15 protein-coding genes and 1 riboswitch are annotated in these 14771 nt (G+C 71.7%); of the genes, 9 read left to right on the top strand and 6 right to left on the bottom strand.

Going from position 1 to position 14771, the window contains the following annotated elements; genetic code table 11:
* Positions 1 to 4 precede the first annotated feature (4 nt).
* Entirely contained in the window at positions 5 to 841 is an 837-nt protein-coding gene (locus KS03_RS05560; RefSeq protein WP_015877780.1) for a DMT family transporter, read from the bottom strand.
* A 79-nt stretch (positions 842 to 920) separates the two neighbouring features.
* A riboswitch (TPP riboswitch) is annotated at positions 921 to 1027 on the bottom strand.
* 151 nt (positions 1028 to 1178) lie between these two features.
* The gene (locus KS03_RS05555; RefSeq protein WP_015877781.1) at positions 1179 to 2057 is read right to left on the bottom strand and encodes a LysR family transcriptional regulator; all 879 of its coding nucleotides are present in this window, start codon (positions 2055 to 2057) and stop codon (positions 1179 to 1181) included.
* 159 nt (positions 2058 to 2216) lie between these two features.
* Here KS03_RS05555 and KS03_RS05550 point away from each other — a divergent pair, with 159 nt between their 5' ends.
* A complete protein-coding gene (locus KS03_RS05550) occupies positions 2217 to 2972 on the top strand; it encodes a TerC family protein (protein WP_015877782.1) in 756 nt (251 codons plus the stop codon).
* A gap of 28 nt (positions 2973 to 3000) precedes the next feature.
* Here the strand turns inward: KS03_RS05550 and KS03_RS05545 are convergent, their stop codons facing one another.
* Positions 3001 to 3687 (bottom strand): hypothetical protein, encoded by a 687-nt coding sequence (locus tag KS03_RS05545; protein ID WP_039203459.1) that lies wholly within the window; start codon positions 3685 to 3687, stop codon positions 3001 to 3003.
* Between the two features lie 430 nt (positions 3688 to 4117).
* On the opposite strand from KS03_RS05545, the gene KS03_RS05540 reads away from it, so the two are divergent.
* The 4 genes from KS03_RS05540 to KS03_RS05525 all read left to right on the top strand — a co-directional run bounded on the left by KS03_RS05540 (position 4118) and on the right by KS03_RS05525 (position 8577).
* Positions 4118 to 4378, top strand: a complete 261-nt coding sequence (locus tag KS03_RS05540; protein ID WP_015877783.1) for a hypothetical protein — start codon at positions 4118 to 4120, stop codon at positions 4376 to 4378.
* Positions 4379 to 4561: 183 nt separating this feature from the next.
* Positions 4562 to 5707, top strand: a complete 1146-nt coding sequence (locus KS03_RS05535) for a hypothetical protein (protein ID WP_015877784.1) — start codon at positions 4562 to 4564, stop codon at positions 5705 to 5707.
* Between the two features lie 278 nt (positions 5708 to 5985).
* On the top strand, positions 5986 to 7476 hold the full coding sequence (pdxR, locus tag KS03_RS05530; protein WP_015877785.1) for a MocR-like pyridoxine biosynthesis transcription factor PdxR: 1491 nt from the start codon (positions 5986 to 5988) through the stop codon (positions 7474 to 7476).
* Between the two features lie 306 nt (positions 7477 to 7782).
* Positions 7783 to 8577: an SDR family NAD(P)-dependent oxidoreductase gene (locus tag KS03_RS05525; RefSeq protein ID WP_015877786.1), complete on the top strand. Its 795-nt coding sequence runs from the start codon at positions 7783 to 7785 to the stop codon at positions 8575 to 8577.
* Positions 8578 to 8719: 142 nt separating this feature from the next.
* Here the strand turns inward: KS03_RS05525 and KS03_RS05520 are convergent, their stop codons facing one another.
* From KS03_RS05520 to KS03_RS33155, 3 genes are all read right to left on the bottom strand, one after another.
* Positions 8720 to 9076, bottom strand: a complete 357-nt coding sequence (locus KS03_RS05520; RefSeq protein WP_015877787.1) for an outer membrane protein assembly factor BamE — start codon at positions 9074 to 9076, stop codon at positions 8720 to 8722.
* Positions 9077 to 9224: 148 nt separating this feature from the next.
* Positions 9225 to 10295 (bottom strand): AI-2E family transporter, encoded by a 1071-nt coding sequence (locus tag KS03_RS05515; protein WP_015877788.1) that lies wholly within the window; start codon positions 10293 to 10295, stop codon positions 9225 to 9227.
* A gap of 256 nt (positions 10296 to 10551) precedes the next feature.
* Positions 10552 to 10974, bottom strand: coding sequence for a rubredoxin (locus tag KS03_RS33155; RefSeq protein ID WP_015877789.1), 423 nt, complete (start codon positions 10972 to 10974; stop codon positions 10552 to 10554).
* Positions 10975 to 11443: 469 nt separating this feature from the next.
* Between KS03_RS33155 and KS03_RS31985 the strand changes: the two genes are divergently transcribed.
* The 4 genes from KS03_RS31985 (at position 11444) to ubiT (ending at position 14667) form a co-directional block, all read left to right on the top strand.
* Entirely contained in the window at positions 11444 to 11773 is a 330-nt protein-coding gene (locus KS03_RS31985) for a hypothetical protein (protein WP_017432967.1), read from the top strand.
* A 430-nt stretch (positions 11774 to 12203) separates the two neighbouring features.
* Complete coding sequence (gene ubiU / locus KS03_RS05500; protein ID WP_015877790.1) at positions 12204 to 13229, top strand: ubiquinone anaerobic biosynthesis protein UbiU; 1026 nt, start codon at positions 12204 to 12206, stop codon at positions 13227 to 13229.
* Between the two features lie 8 nt (positions 13230 to 13237).
* Positions 13238 to 14140, top strand: a complete 903-nt coding sequence (locus tag KS03_RS05495) for a U32 family peptidase (protein ID WP_015877791.1) — start codon at positions 13238 to 13240, stop codon at positions 14138 to 14140.
* Entirely contained in the window at positions 14137 to 14667 is a 531-nt protein-coding gene (gene ubiT / locus KS03_RS05490) for a ubiquinone anaerobic biosynthesis accessory factor UbiT (RefSeq protein ID WP_015877792.1), read from the top strand. The genes KS03_RS05495 and ubiT overlap by 4 nt, the downstream gene beginning before the upstream one ends.
* Positions 14668 to 14771: the final 104 nt, after the last annotated feature.

The following is a 14771-nucleotide window of genomic DNA, read 5'->3' as shown; positions in this document are numbered from 1 at the left end:
TGCCTCAGGCGCGATACGCGAGGCACGCGGCACCGGCCACGACCGCCGCGGCAGCCGCGATCCGCTGCCCGGTCGGGCGCTCGCCCAGGCAGGCCCAGCCGAGGATCAGCGAAAACACGATGCTGGTCTCGCGCAGCGCCGAGACCGGCCCGATCGGCCCGAGCGAGAGCGCCGCGACCGTGGCCGTGTAGCCGATCATCGAGATCACGCCGCCCGCCGCCGCCTTGGCGGTCTCGCGCCACGCATGGCCGCTGCCGAGCCGGCGCCCGTGCAGCACGAAGGCGGCCGGCATCAGCACGCCGTAGACCACGAAGATCCAGACCGCGTAGGCGCGCGAGTCGCCGGCCAGCCTCGCTCCCACGCCGTCGGTGGTGACGTAGCCGGCAACGAACAGGCTGGTGGCGAGCGCGGCCACCAGCGGCCGCCGCGCAATCCGGCGGCGCCCCAGCACCAGGCTCGCGATGCCGCCGGAGATCAGCAGCACGCCGGCCAGCGCCCCCGCGTCGAGGCGCTGGCCGGCCCACAGATAGCCGCCGAGCGCCACCAGCACCGGTATCGCGCCCCGCACCATCGGATACACCTGGCCGAGTTCCGCGCCCTTGTACGCGTGGGCCAGAAACACGCTGTAACCCACCTGCAGCAGCGCCGAGAGCGCGAGGCAGGGCCAGCTCGCGCGCGCCGGCAAGGGCAGCCACGGCGCACAGGCGAGCGCCGCCGCGGTGGTCGCGAAGCTCATGACGGTGATGGTCCAGAGGCGATCGGCGCCGCTGCGCAGCACGGCGTTCCAGGTCGCGTGCAGGACCGCGGCGAACAGCACCAGGGCAATGACGGGCGGCGTCATCGGCACCGGCTGCGAACGCGCGAACGCGGCGGGAGCGATGAGGCGGCCGGCGCGGGCGCGGCCGTGATAACGGCAATCGACACGTGGATGACCTCATTCCTACGCCGGCATGATCCGGATCAGGTTCCGGGGTCGTTCCGTGAGCGGAACCTCTCAGCCGGCACGCCGGCTCCCCCTGATGGCCGCTCCATTATGGGGACCATCCCGCAGGCGGGCAAGCAGGAACGCGCCGGTTCGAACGGTCGTGATCGGAGGCTCGCCCCGCGCCGGGAGCCGGCGCCGCGGGCTGGCGGACCGCCAGGCTGCGGGTCGTGCGGCAGGACGGGCGGGCAGGCGTTCAGGCCGGCGGGCGGCGCAGCTTGCCGGCAAGCGGATGATGCTCGCCGCGCCGCGAGCGGATCGCGTAGATCTCGTCGACCACGCCCTGCGCCCGCCCGAGCCGGCGCAGGCCGCGCAGCAGCGCCGCGTCGCCGGCCCCGGCCTCGGCCAGCGGAAACACGCCGAGCCCGCGCGCCCCGAACACGGCCATCAGCGCACTGTCCTCGAATTCGCCGACGATCCTCGGCCGCACGCCGAGCGCCTCGAAGCTGCGCTCGAGCTGCGCGCGCAGCGGCGACTGCGCGGTGGGCAGCAGCACCGGCAGCGTCGCGAGGTTGCCGGGAAAGCGCTCGCGCGCCGCCGCGGTGACGATCGCGGCCGGCCCGTACCAGTCCACCGCCGAGGCCGCGAGCCGCTCGCTCGTGAGCCGCAGCGTCGGATGCGGCGGCGCCGGCTGGCTGGCCAGCACGAGGTCGAGCCGGTGCAGCGCCAGTTCCGCGAGCAGCGCCTCGAGTTCGCCCTCGTGGCAGAGCAGCCGCAGCGACGGCGTGTCGAGCGCCGGCGCGAGCACCGCGTGCGCGGCCAGTTTCGACACGCCGTCGGTCAGGCCGATCGCGAAGCGGGCCAGCTCGCCGCCGGCCGCCGCGCGCACGTCGTCGGCGATCCGCGCGCCGATCCGGAACATCTCGTCGGCGCGCGCGAACGCGGCCTGTCCCGCTTCGGTCATCGTCACGCCGCGCCCGGCCGGCTTCAGCAGCGCGTGGCCGAGCGCGCGCTCGAGTTCGCGCACCTGCGCGCTGATGGTCTGCACGGCCATCCCGAGCCGCCCGGCCGCGCGCGCGAAGCCGCCCTCCTGCACGACGACCCAGTAGTAGTACAAATGGCGGAAATTCAGCATGATGGACCCGGCATCAACGCGAGACGGCCTGCAAAGGCGATACGAAAACTTCGTAAAAACCGATTGTTCATTCAGCTTGAAACTGGTTTTTCCGAAGTCCAAGATCGCCGATCATAACAAGCCCGATCATCTTCCACCGGATTCCGGAACCCGCCCGCCATGGACCACCTGCTGACACTCGCCGCCGACCCGGCCGTCTGGGCCGCCCTCGTCACGCTGGTCACGATGGAAATCGTGCTCGGCATCGACAACCTGATCTTCATCTCGATCCTCAGCAACAAGCTGCCCGAGGCGCAACGCATGCGCACCCAGCGCATCGGCATCGGGCTCGCGCTGGTGATGCGGCTGGCCCTGCTCGGCACCGTGGCCTGGATCGCGCGCCTGACGCAGCCGGCCTTCACGCTGTTCGATCACGCGTTCTCGTGGCGCGACATCATCCTGCTCGCGGGCGGCCTGTTCCTGGTCTGGAAGGCGACCCGCGAGATCCACCACCACGTCTCGCCGAGCGGCGGCGAGCCCGGCTCGAGCGGCGCGGGCACCGCGCTGCTCACGCCGTTCGCGGCCATCGGGCAGATTCTCGTGCTCGACCTGGTGTTCTCGGTCGACAGCATCGTGACCGCGATCGGCATGACCGAGCACGTCGCGATCATGTTCGTGGCGGTAATCGCGGCCGTCGCCGTGATGATGTTCGCGGCCGGCCCGCTGTCGCGCTTCATCGACCGCAACCCGACGATCGTGATGCTCGCGCTGAGCTTCCTGGTGGTGATCGGCATGACGCTGATCGCCGAAGGCTTCGGCAGCCATGTGCCGAAGGGCTATATCTACGCGGCGATGGCGTTCTCGGCGTTCGTGGAGGGGATGAACATGCTGTCGCGGCGCGCGAAGGCGAAGCGCGCGACGGGCGGCGGACACTGAGCGCCGCGCAGCGCGGCACCGCCGCGGCTCAGCGCTCGGCCGTCTGCAGGCCGCGTATCCGGCCCAGACGCTGCGCGGCGAGCCGCTGCGCCTCGCGGCGCGCGCCGGCCGCCTGCACCGCGCGCTCGATCGCGAGCGCGGCATGGGAGCCGGCCGCCTCGCCGGCCGCCAGCTCAGCATAATTGCGCGCATCGGCGGCCCACTGCGAGGCCAGCGTCGCGTAGCGGCGCGCGCGCCGCGCGCGATCCTGCAGGCGCAGCGCAAGCGCCTCGGAGCCCGGCACGTTCGGCTGCGCATTGCGCACCGCCTGCGCGGCGCGCTGTTCGAGGTCGACCGCGTCGGCATCGGCGTCGCGTGCGTCACGGATCGCGGCGCGGGCGGCCGCCTGTGCGTCGCGCAAGGCGGCGCTGGCCGCACCGGCGACGACCACGCGCATCGCCGGCGCGGCGAGCTCGTCGTTCGCCCCGGCCGCGTGCGAAACGGCGCCCTCGGCGGCGGCGGCCGATACCGCTGCGCCGGAGTGCGCGGCACGCAGCGCGTCAGAGGCGGCGTCGCCGCGCGAATCGCGGCCGTCGAGCGGCACCGTCTGGCGCACGAGCGCGTGGCGCGAGTAGGGATTGCGTCGAGCCTGCCGGCCGGCAAACCAGAGGCCGGCGGTGAGCGCGGCGATCGCAAAGCCGATCGACGCGGCGATGAGCAACAGAATGTCTTGCATCGTCCGGGGTGAAATCGCGGAGGTCGGTCCAATACACCGACGGTTTCGCCGGCGTGGGGACTGGCGCCGGCAAGCGCGCTACTATACCGTCAATGTTGGCAATTGTAGGTGTTCTCCCTGATGTCGCCGATTATTTTTTTCAAGAAGACATGCTCCAAAACGCGGGGGCACGCCGTCGGCAGTCGGGGTTTGCGCGTCGCAATACGGTGCGTTACCAACAGAGATCGGCACAATTATCGAAATTGTTGCAATCATTTGCTGCGTTGCAAATGCGCGCCGCGAAACCTGGCCCCAATCCATCCCGTCTGCGCCGCATCGCGCGTTTACGGCACGCCGCTCAGCTCGCCGCGATGTTTCGGATCGCCAACGGCCGGCTCGCGCGCGCCTATCGCGATACGAAGCGAAAACCGATTCCGGGTAGACTTTGGGAATGGAACCATGCCGCTACTGCGAACGCCTGCGCGACGAATGGGAATGCCACGGCCCGGCCTGCCGGCGTGCGATCGCGCGCGCACTGAAACGGCAGCGCGCCGGGCTGCCGGCCGTGCCGAAAGTCATTCGCAATGAAATCCCCGCCAACGCGAGCACCGGAGAAGTGATCTCGGTGCTCGCGCGCCAGCGACTGCGCGCCCGGCGCGGCAACGAGGAACGTCGCGAACGCAAGGAAATCGACGACGCCGATCTCGGCTGACTCGCCGGCACGCGGCCACCGGCCTCCCCTGGCACCACCGGCAACCGGCCGAGATGCCGGCGCTGCCGGTTCAACTGGCTCCGACCCCGCTTACAAGTCGTCACAACCGCGCCAGCGCTGGCGGCGAACGAAATCGGGCCAGCCTTGCCTCATGGAAATCGACGTTTATCACGAGGCCACTCGATGCGAGACTTCGTCGTTCCCTCCTTGCGGCGGCCCATCGGCGCGCTCGCCGTAGCTGCGGCCGTCGTGTTCGGCATGCCCAGCGCGAGCGCATCGGCGCTGGCGCCCGGACAGCCCGCCGCCGAGGCACCGGCCAGCGCCACGGCGGCGGCGTCCTCGGCGGCGGCATCCTCGTCGGCGGCCGCCGCCTCCGGTGCCGCCTCCGCTGCGGCCACGCACACCGCGTCCGCCGCGCCCGCGTCCGCTGCTTCGGCAGCCGCGCCCGCCTCGGGCGCCTCGGCCGCGTCCTCGGCCGAAGCGCCGGAAGTCCCGGCAGAACTGCCGCCGCCGGTGTTCCATGCGCCGCCGGCCGATGCCGACCAGGCCGCCATCATCACGCGCCGCGCGCTCGCGATGCGCGACGCCTATGCACGCGAGGTGACGCGCCGCCTCGCGGTGCCCGAGGCCGCGCAGCACGAATACGCGGAGCGCCTGCAGCAGGCACTGGCCGCCAAGGGCCGCGGCGACCTGGCCGGCGAATACGTCGTGCTCGTCGACCGCGCGCCCAACGTGCAGGCGCTGTTCGTCTATTTCCGCACCACCGCGCACAACGCCTGGCAGTGGATCGGGGCCTCACCGGTGAGTACCGGCTGGCCCGGCCGGTACGATCACTTCCTCACGCCGACCGGCGTGTTCGAGCATTCGCCCGTCAACATGGATTTCCGCGCCGAGGGCACCGAGAACGACAACCGGATTCGCGGCTACGGCGCGCGCGGCCGGCGCATCTTCGACTTCGGCTGGGTGGACGGTCAGCGCGGCTGGGGCAAGGGCGGCACGTCGCCGATGCGGTTCCAGATGCACTCGACCGACCCCGACAAGCTCGAGCCGCTGCTCGGCATCCGCCACTCGAAGGGCTGCGTGCGGATCCCGGGCTCGTTGAACGCGTTCCTCGATCACCGCGGCATCCTCGATGCCGACTACGAGACACGTGCCGCGCAAGGCGAGCTACCGCGCATCCTGCGCGACGCGCCGCGCGAGCCGACGCCCGATGCGGGACGCTACCTCGTCGTGATCGACACGGCAACGGCGAAGCGCCCGGCGTGGTCGCCGCTGCCGGGGCACGCCGCGTGGTCGAAGGTGCCGAAGGGCGGCGACACGGCCGATTGAGGGCGAACGGCAGCACGGCGCAGCCGGCGGCAGGCGGATCGGCGCACTTGCGCACGCCGTCCGCTTCGGCTCACGGCCGGCGTGACCGCGCCGCGCCCCCTTCCATCGCGTGGGCGCCCTTGCCCACGGCCCTTTCCCATGCCGTGCCCGCGCCGGCCTCGTCCGCCGCGCGGCGGGGGCGCGTTGCCACTGCCCGGCCGCGGGGACGGACGCACAAGCCCGGCGAAATCCATGGCACCATGCACGGCTTGATCCGTTCGATCAGATTTGGAGCCACGATGGATTACCGTGTCCTGCTCGCGGCGTTCTCGCGCGAGGCCGGCGGCGAGGGTGCCGGCCCGGGCCGGCTCAGCCAGCAGCACCGCCTGTACGCCAGTCTGCGCGAAGCGATCCTGCGGCGCGCGCTCGACGCGGACACGGCGCTGCCCTCGTCGCGCGCGCTCGCCGAGACGCTGCGGATCGCACGCAATTCGGTGCTCTACGCCTACGAGCGGCTCGCCGCCGAGGGTTTCGTGGTGGCGGACCGGCAAGGCACGCGCGTGGCCCGTATGGTGCTGCCGGCCGAGCCCGACGCCGACGCCCCGCTCGCGCCGCCGCCGCTGTCACGGCGCGCCACCAGCCTCGGCCACTTCTCGGATCGCGCCGGCGAAACCGGGGCGTTCGTGCCCGGCGTGCCGGCGCTCGATGCGTTCCCGCTCGCGGCGTGGCGGCGCGCGGTCGAACGCGCATGGCGCCGCGTCGGCCCGGCGCAGCTCGACTATCAGCCGTCGGCCGGCAACCTGCCGCTGCGCCATGCGATCGTCGACTACCTGCGCGTTTCGCGCGGCGTGGCCTGCGACGCGGATCAGGTGCTGATCACCGACGGCACGCAGCATGGCCTCGATCTCTGCGCCCGCGCGCTTGCCGACGCCGGCGACGTCGCCTGGATCGAGAATCCCGGCTACGGCGGCGCACGCGTCGCGCTACGCGCGGCCGGCTTGCGCCTCGTCCCGGTGCCGGTGGACGCGCACGGCCTCGCACCGGCACCCGACCTCTGGCGCAGCGCGCCGCCGCGGCTCGTCTACGTCACGCCCTCGCACCAATATCCGCTCGGCGCCGTGATGTCGCCCGAGCGGCGCGTCGCGCTGGTGCGGGCCGCGCGCGACGCCGGCGCCTGGATCGTCGAGGACGACTACGACAGCGAATTCCGCCATCACGGCACGCCGCTCGCGGCGCTGCAAAGCAGCGTGCGCGATGCGCCGGTGATCTATCTCGGCACGTTTTCGAAGGTGATGTTCCCGGCGCTGCGGATCGGCTTCGTGGTGGTGCCGGCCGCCATCGCAACCGAGCTCGAACGCGTCTCGGCGGCGCTCGCGCCGCGCGGACGCCTGGCCGACCAGCTCGCGCTCGCCGAATTCATCGAGGCCGGCCAGTTCACGCGTCACCTGCGCCGCATGCGCCGGCTCTACGCGGAGCGCCGCGACGCGCTGCACGACACGCTTTCGCGGCGTCTCGGCGGCATGCTGACGGTGTCGGCCGGCGACGGCGGCATGCACCTGTCGGCACGGCTCGACGCCGGCGTGTCCGACCTCGATGTCTACCGCGCCGGCCGCGCGCACGGCCTGGTGATCCGGCCGCTCTCGCCGTTCTGCGCGCCGGGCACCGATCCGTCGGCCTACAACGGCCTCGTGCTCGGCTACGGCAGCGTCGCCGTCGAGTCGATGGACGATGCCGTGATCCGGCTCGAGCGCGCGATCGGGGATGCACATCGCGCGCGGCGCGCATCCTGAAGCCGCCACCGCACCGTCGGCCGAATTCGGAGGCACCGGCTTTGCTAGGTCCATCGAGGCGGCGCCGCTGCAAGCTGTCATCGCCTCCCCCGGTCTCGCGCTCGCGCGCGCAAGCTCGGTAGCCGTGCCGCGCGAAGCGCCGGGCGCGGGACGGCGGAGCCCGCCGTCCGGCCCCGCCGGTCCATCGCTCGCGCCACGCGGTGCTGGTCCGGTGATTCGTCTAAGCTGATCCGTCCCATTGTCGAGCGTGCCGCGCCGGTCGCGTCACGTCTCGTGTTCTCGCTCCCTTTCCGGAACCCGACACTCATGCAGATCAACCTCACTGGCAGGATCGCCCTCGTGACCGCATCCACCGGCGGCATCGGCTATGCCATCGCGGCGGGCCTAGCGCGCGCGGGCGCGACGCTGATCCTCAACGGCCGTAGCGACACCTCGGTCAACGCGGCGCTGGCCACGCTGCGCTCGTCGGTACCTGGCGTGAACGCCTCCGGCATCGCGGCCGACCTGTCCGGCGCAGCCGGCGTCGGGGAGCTGACCGAGGCGGCACCGACCGTGGACATCCTCGTCAACAACGCCGGCATCTACGGACCGAAGCCGTTCTTCGACATCGACGACGAGGAATGGGAGCGTTACTTCCAGACCAACGTGATGTCGGGCGTGCGGCTCTCGCGCCACTACCTGCCGCGAATGATGGAGCGCGACTGGGGCCGGGTGGTATTCATCTCGTCGGAATCGGCGCTGAACATCCCGGCCGACATGATCCAGTACGGCTTCTCGAAGACGGCCCAGCTGTCGATCGCACGCGGCCTCGCGAAACTCGCGGCCGGCACCGGCGTGACGGTCAACTCGGTGCTGCCGGGGCCGACCATGTCGGACGGCGTGAAGGCGATGCTGAAGGACAGCGCCGACCGGCAGGGCAAGACGGTGGACGAGGTGGCGGTGGAATTCGTGCGCACCCAGCGCCCCAGCTCGATCCTGCAGCGTCCGGCGACCACCGAGGAAGTGGCGAATCTGGTGGTGTACGTGTGCTCGGCGCAGGCCTCGGCAACCACCGGCGCCGCGCTGCGCGTGGACGGCGGGGTGGTCGACACGCTGGCCTAGTGCGGGCCGCCGCGCCGGTGGTTCGCGCATGCGGCGCGAGCCGCGCGGTCATGAATGCGCGGCCGCGAGTTCGCCGCAACCGGCGTGCTGGCAAGGTGTTCGAAAGGAAAGCGCCGCGGCTGGCAGCGCGCCGCCAGCCGCGTCAGCGCAGATCGCCGTGGCGATCGGCTTCCATGCAGGACGAGAAGCCGTGATGCGTGACCACGCCGTGGGCATCGAACACGACGTAGTAGAGACGATGCTCGCTGCCGTGCGTGAGCAGGTAGTTGTAGCAAACGCCGCTCCCGTTGCGCACCATCCAGACACTGGACGGGTTGCCGCCGGCACGCACCACCTTCTGCTGCGTGGCGCCCGGCTGGGAGGCCGCCCTCGGCACCGGCAGCCGCGCATACGAGAACGACGGCTGATGCGCCCAGCCGAACCACGAGCAGCCCGACAGCAGCAGGCTCGCGGCGAAGGGCAGCGCGGCGATGGAAGAACGCTGGGGCGAGGCAAACATGCCGGTCAGTCTCCGTGCAACACGATCGGTCGTCATTTGCGCATCCTAATCCACCTCGCCCCGATCCATGTGGAATTCTGTAAAGTTATCTGCGCCCGCACCGGTCGGCGCGGTACGACGCATGCGCGCGCAACCATCGGCGCGCCGCCTATTCGACCCACTCGCTCCACAGCACGGTGAGCACCGTCATCAGCGCCGGCCCGATGAAGAGGCCGAGCAGGCCGAACGTCTCGGCGCCGCCGAGGATGCCGAACAGCACCAGCAGGAACGGCAGCCGCGCGGAGCCGCCAATCAGCACCGGCCGCACGAAATGCTCGGCCACGAACACCACCACCGCGCCGAACACGGCCAGGCCGATCGCCCAGGCCGCGGCTCCCTTGACGAGGAACAGCCACAGCGCGGCACCGCAGAACACCACCGGCGCGCAGAACGGCAGCATCGCCGCCACCGCGGTCACGAGCCCGAGCAGCGCCGCATGCGACACGCCCGCCACCGCGTAGGCGACGCCGAGCAGCGCGCCCTCGCCGAGCCCGACCACCACCAGGCCCGTCACGGTGCCGTAGACTGCCGACACCATGCGCTGCGTCAGCGACGCGCCGTTCGCGCCGAACGCGCGCTGCACGCCGCGCATCAGCGACTCGGACATGCGCGGGCCGGCCCGGAAGATCACGAACAGCGTGACCAGCATGAAGCCGAACAACACGGCCGCATGCAACACGTGCGAGCCGAACGCCTTGCCGTACGAGACGAACGCCTCGCCGTTCATGCCCTTGACGCCGGCCGGCGCATGCAGCGGCTGAGCCAGATTGGCCTGCCACCAGGCGGCCACCTGCCTCGAACCGAACGGCAGGTGATAAACCGCATCGGGCAGCGGAATGCCGTTGGCCCGCGCGTCGTGAACCCAGGCGAACACGTCGTGGATCTGCCCGGCGGCCTGCGCCACCGCGATCGCCACCGGCGCCACCAGCAGCAGGCCGACCGCCGAGGTCAGCAGGATCGCAACCAAGGTGCGGCGCCCGCTCAGCCAGCGAATCGCGTCGATCCGGCGCAGCGCGGGCCATAGCGCGATCGCGATCACGCCGGCCCAGGCGATGGCCGGCAGGAACGCGCGAATGATCCACAGCGCGAGCGCGACGAGTACCGTGTAGAGCACGCCGAGCGCGATCGCCTGCGCTTTCGGGCGGCCGGAGTCCGGCATGGAACGGGAAGACTGGATCATCGGAACACTCTCGTCAGGACGTAAGGAACGGGGCTGCCGCTGCCGCCATCTTAAAGGACGTTCCCGATCGGCTTGAAGGCGGCTTGAGCGATGACGCCAAATAAAGGCGCGGCGCCAGCGGCCGGCGGGCCGCCCGAACGGTATCGACGGCGCCGCAGCGGGGCGATACCGGTGCGAACCCATGCGATACCGCAGCGCGCCGTCGAAGACGGCAAAAAGGCGACCGGGCGGCGGCCTGCCACCGCGACGTGCCGCTTCAGAACTCCGCCAGCACGAAGTCCGCCTTGCCGACATCGCAGAGCGGGCAGCGCCAGTCGTCGGGCACCTGCTCCCAGCGCGTGCCGGGCGCGACGCCGTGCTCGACGTCGCCGCTTGCCTCGTCGTAGATCCAGCCGCAGATCAGGCAGACGAACTGCCGGAATTCGCCGGGCGGCGGCACGTCTGGCGCCTGCGGCGCGATGGCGGGCGCGGCGGCGCCGTCTGCTGACGGCGCCGCGTCGAGGCTCACCACCAACGGGCCGGCGCCCGGTGTGCGGCCGGCGGCCAGACAGGCATCGAGCCCACGATAGAGGCGCTCGACGTCGTCGGCCGTCAGTTCGATGCGCCAGGCTTCTGCGCCATCGTTCACGAGCCGGCGCGGGGCAAACTGCAGTTCGAGCGCGGTTCCTTTCTGGTACATGAGACAGGTGGTTCGATTGTCGGACACCGAATGGTATCGGCAGGCTGCCGGGCATTCAACCCGCGGCCGAAGGCGGACGCGCGCCTGGCGAGGCCGGCGCGCGAGCTGGGCCGGACGCCCCCCCCCTCCGGCTCCGGCGGCTGGCCGCGGCGGCCCGGGGTACACGGTCGGCAGCGCGCCGCCGACCTCGGCGGACCTGCTGAGGGCCGCGCTCGGCGGCCCCCCTTAGCCGTCCCGGTTCGCCGGCCGATCGACCTCTTACCGTTGCATACGCAACCAACTTCATGCAGTCGACGACATCGATTGGCGCCACCGGCGGCGCAGCGCTGCATGGGGCCACGCGCCGATATCGGGCACGGCGCGGAACCAGTCCGCCACCTGGCCGTTGCGCCGGTGAGGACGGCCGCAGCAGCCGATCGGCGGCGGTCGCGATCCGGACACGCTGCGCCGCCACGTCGGCGCGCTCGACGTGAACGAGACGAGCCGCAGTAACACCGACGCGATCGGCACGGCGGCCGGCCATCGGCTCGCCCTGCGGCTGATCGCCCATATCGGCGGCCGCACCGCCGGCTTCCGCACGCGGACGAGCCACCTCGACAAGCTCGAGACGACGCCGGCCGCGGGCGCCGCCTACCGCTTCACGCGCGAGGGCCGGTGCCGAAATCGCCGAATCGCCGACGCCTGCCCGTCGGCGCGCGGAGCGTCTCCCAGCCGCTTCGCCATGTGTGTCCGGCAAGTCCGTCCGGCGCCGAGCCGGACCATCGCGAGCGCACCCGCCGCGAGATCGGGGCACGCGTGATGGGCCATCACCGCCCCGTTTCCGCGTTCAACATCGGCATGCAGGGGAATTCGCCGAACGCTTGTTCCTCGTCCAGCCGCGCTGACGATAGTCATTGAGCTGGCGCATGCTCCGAAGCTCGGCGGCGTCGTACCGTTCTCGACGTGCGACTGCCCGGATCGGCTCGACTGCGTGGTTCGTCTCGGGCTGCCCGTGGCGCTGCCATGACCGTCCAACCCGCATCCGCAAACGCGTCATGGATGGGCTTCGACTTCAGGGCCGCGTTCGCGGCCCGCCGGCGAGGTTCACCGCCCTGCACGAGTCCCCCGGCACGGCGCCGACGAAGCCAAGGCGCCGCCAATGAAGCCGGGCGCGCCTTCGCGTGCCCGGCGCAGCACCGATCCGGCAGCCTCGGGCGCGCCGGCCACCGTCACGATCGACCAGGAATGCCATGCCCGAACTGAAGATCCCCGAACTCGTCTGCCCCGCCGGCAATCTGCCCGCGCTGCGCGCGGCAGTGGACGGCGGCGCCGATTGCGTCTATGTCGGGCTGAAGGGCGACACCAACGCGCGCGCGTTCCCGGGGCTGAACTTCGACCGCAACACGCTGGCCGACGGCGTGCGGCATGCCCATGCGGCCGGCAGCCGGGTGCTGCTCGCGATCAACACCTACGCGAGCGGCGCCGACCTCTCGCCCTGGACCCGCGCGATCGATCTGGCAGCCGGCATCGGCATCGACGCGATCATCGTCGCCGACCCCGCGCTGATGGCCTACGCGGCGCGCGTCCATCCGTCGTTGCGGCTGCATCTGTCGGTGCAGGGCTCCGTCACGAGCCATGCCGGCATCAATTTCCTGCGCGACGAATTCGGCATCCAGCGCGCCGTGCTGCCGCGCGTGCTCTCGCTCGAACAAATCGCCAACACCGTGGCCAACACCTCGGTGGAAATCGAGGTATTCGGCTTCGGCAGCCTGTGCGTGATGGTCGAGGGCCGCTGCGCGCTGTCGGCCCATGCGAGCGGCGCCGCGCCGAACCTCGACGGCGTCTGCTCGCCGGCCCGCCACGTCCATTGGATCGAGCGCGAGGAAGCGGGCCAGACCTGGCTCGACGCGCGCCTCGCCTCGGTGCTCGTCGACAGCTATCGCGCGGGCGAGCCGTCGAGCTATCCCACCATTTGCAAGGGGCGCTTCGAGGTCGGCGGCCAGCGCTATCACGCGCTCGAGGCGCCCACCAGCCTGAACGCGCTGTCGCTGCTGCCCGAACTCGCGCGCATCGGCGTGCGCGCCGTCAAGATCGAGGGCCGGCAGCGCGGCCCGGCCTACACCGCCGCCGTCACGCGCGTCTGGCGCGCGGCGCTCGACCGGCTCGCGCAGGAGGGCGACGCGATGAGCTTCGATCCCGCCTGGTCCTGCTCGCTCGGCGCGCTGTCCGAAGGGCAGGCCGACACGCTCGGCGCCTATTCGCGCCCATGGAAATGATCCCCGCGATGAAACTCTCCCTTGGTCCGATCCAGTACTACTGGAGCCGCGACGACATCATGAAGTTCTACGACGAGGTGGCGCGCACGCGCGTCGACATCGTCTATCTCGGTGAAGTGGTCTGCTCGAAGCGGCACCGGATGCGCACGGCCGACTGGCTCGAGGTGGCACGCATGCTGCGCGCGCACGGCAAGGAGGCCGTGCTCTCCACGCTGGCCATGCCCGAGACCGAAGCCGACCTGCGCCGCCTGCGCACGCTGGTGGAAGCGGACGCGTTCCCGATCGAGGCCAACGACCTGTCGGCAATCGGGCTGCTGGCGCGCCGCAAGCCGTTCGTGGCCGGACCGCACGTGAACTGCTACAGCGCACCGACGCTCGACTGGCTGGCCGGGCTCGGCACATGCCGCTGGGTCGCGCCGATCGAATGCACGCGCGACACGCTCGACGCGATCCGCCGCCAGCGCCGCTCGGCGAGCGAGATCGAATGCCTCGCGTTCGGCCATGCCCCGCTGTCGTTCTCGGCGCGCTGCTTCACGGCGCGGCACCATCAGTTGCAGAAGGATCAATGCGGGCACCGCTGCGCGGACTACGCGAGCGGCCTCGAAGCGGCGACGCTCGACGGGCAGCCGTTCATCCGCCTGAACGGCGTGCAGACCCAGACCTCGCAGGTGGTCAACCTCGCGCGCGCGATCGAGAGCATGGCCGAGGCCGGCGTGTCGATCCTGCGCATCAGCCCGCAGGCCGAGCACACGGCCGCGATCATCGAGACCTTCGCCGATCGGCTGCACGGCGCGATCGGGCCCGACGACGCCTATCGCGCGCTGTGCGGCTGGCAGGACGCCGCGCCCTGCGACGGCTTCTGGTTCGGCCAGCCGGGCGTGGCGGCCACCGCCGGCGTGGAGGCACGATGACGCGGTTCGCCGGAGCCTTCCTGCTGCCGCCGCTGCGCCGCGGCCTGGCCCTGCTGCCCGTCAGGCCGCCCGCCACGGTGCTGTGCCTGCTGCTCGACCGGCACCTGCTGCCGCAACTCGACGACGAGGCGCGCACGCGCATCGCGGGCCGCCGCTACGTGATCGAGGTGACCGATCTCGGCATCGCGATCGGCCTCACGCTCGGCGACGACGGCTTTCGGGTCGCGTCGGACATTCCGGGGACGGCTTCGGCCACCGGTCGGGCCGCCAACCCGGCTGCCGGCACGGCGCCCGCGATCCGCATCGCCGCCGGCAGCGGCGACTTCATCCGGCTCGCCGCGCGCGAGGTCGACGCCGATACGCTGTTCTTCAACCGGCGCCTGGTCATCCAGGGAGAAACGGAGCTCGCGCTGATCGTGCGCAACGCGATCGACGCGATCGATTTCAGCGCCACCCGCAGCGGCACCGTGCTGCACGACCTGCTGCGCCGCGTGGCGCGGCGGCTCGCGCCGCCCCCTCGGCCCTGATGGCGACAGCCGGCGGCACGGCAGGTCGGGCACGCCGCGCCGCCACGCCGCCGCTCGAAGCCGGCGGCACCTCGCGCAGCGTGCTCGCGAGCCGGCCCGCGCGC

Origin of the sequence: Burkholderia glumae LMG 2196 = ATCC 33617 (assembly GCF_000960995.1) — a bacterium.
In the GTDB taxonomy this organism is placed as follows: Bacteria; Pseudomonadota; Gammaproteobacteria; order Burkholderiales; family Burkholderiaceae; genus Burkholderia; species Burkholderia glumae.
Note: the sequence above shows the minus strand (reverse complement) of the source record. Positions and strands in the feature narration are given on the sequence as shown.

Excerpts from the sequence above, each read along its gene's own strand:
- KS03_RS05525 (WP_015877786.1), top strand. The coding sequence starts at position 7,783 with ATGCAGATCAACCTCACTGGCAGGATCGCCCTCGTGACCGCATCCACC.
- KS03_RS05495 (WP_015877791.1), top strand. The coding sequence starts at position 13,238 with ATGAAACTCTCCCTTGGTCCGATCCAGTACTACTGGAGCCGCGACGAC.
- KS03_RS05560 (WP_015877780.1), bottom strand. The coding sequence starts at position 841 with ATGACGCCGCCCGTCATTGCCCTGGTGCTGTTCGCCGCGGTCCTGCAC.
- ubiU (WP_015877790.1), top strand. The coding sequence starts at position 12,204 with ATGCCCGAACTGAAGATCCCCGAACTCGTCTGCCCCGCCGGCAATCTG.
- KS03_RS05550 (WP_015877782.1), top strand. The coding sequence starts at position 2,217 with ATGGACCACCTGCTGACACTCGCCGCCGACCCGGCCGTCTGGGCCGCC.
- KS03_RS05555 (WP_015877781.1), bottom strand. The coding sequence starts at position 2,057 with ATGCTGAATTTCCGCCATTTGTACTACTACTGGGTCGTCGTGCAGGAG.
- pdxR (WP_015877785.1), top strand. The coding sequence starts at position 5,986 with ATGGATTACCGTGTCCTGCTCGCGGCGTTCTCGCGCGAGGCCGGCGGC.
- ubiT (WP_015877792.1), top strand. The coding sequence starts at position 14,137 with ATGACGCGGTTCGCCGGAGCCTTCCTGCTGCCGCCGCTGCGCCGCGGC.
- KS03_RS05515 (WP_015877788.1), bottom strand. The coding sequence starts at position 10,295 with ATGATCCAGTCTTCCCGTTCCATGCCGGACTCCGGCCGCCCGAAAGCG.
- KS03_RS05540 (WP_015877783.1), top strand. The coding sequence starts at position 4,118 with ATGGAACCATGCCGCTACTGCGAACGCCTGCGCGACGAATGGGAATGC.
- KS03_RS05520 (WP_015877787.1), bottom strand. The coding sequence starts at position 9,076 with ATGTTTGCCTCGCCCCAGCGTTCTTCCATCGCCGCGCTGCCCTTCGCC.
- KS03_RS05535 (WP_015877784.1), top strand. The coding sequence starts at position 4,562 with ATGCGAGACTTCGTCGTTCCCTCCTTGCGGCGGCCCATCGGCGCGCTC.
- KS03_RS33155 (WP_015877789.1), bottom strand. The coding sequence starts at position 10,974 with ATGTACCAGAAAGGAACCGCGCTCGAACTGCAGTTTGCCCCGCGCCGG.
- KS03_RS05545 (WP_039203459.1), bottom strand. The coding sequence starts at position 3,687 with ATGCAAGACATTCTGTTGCTCATCGCCGCGTCGATCGGCTTTGCGATC.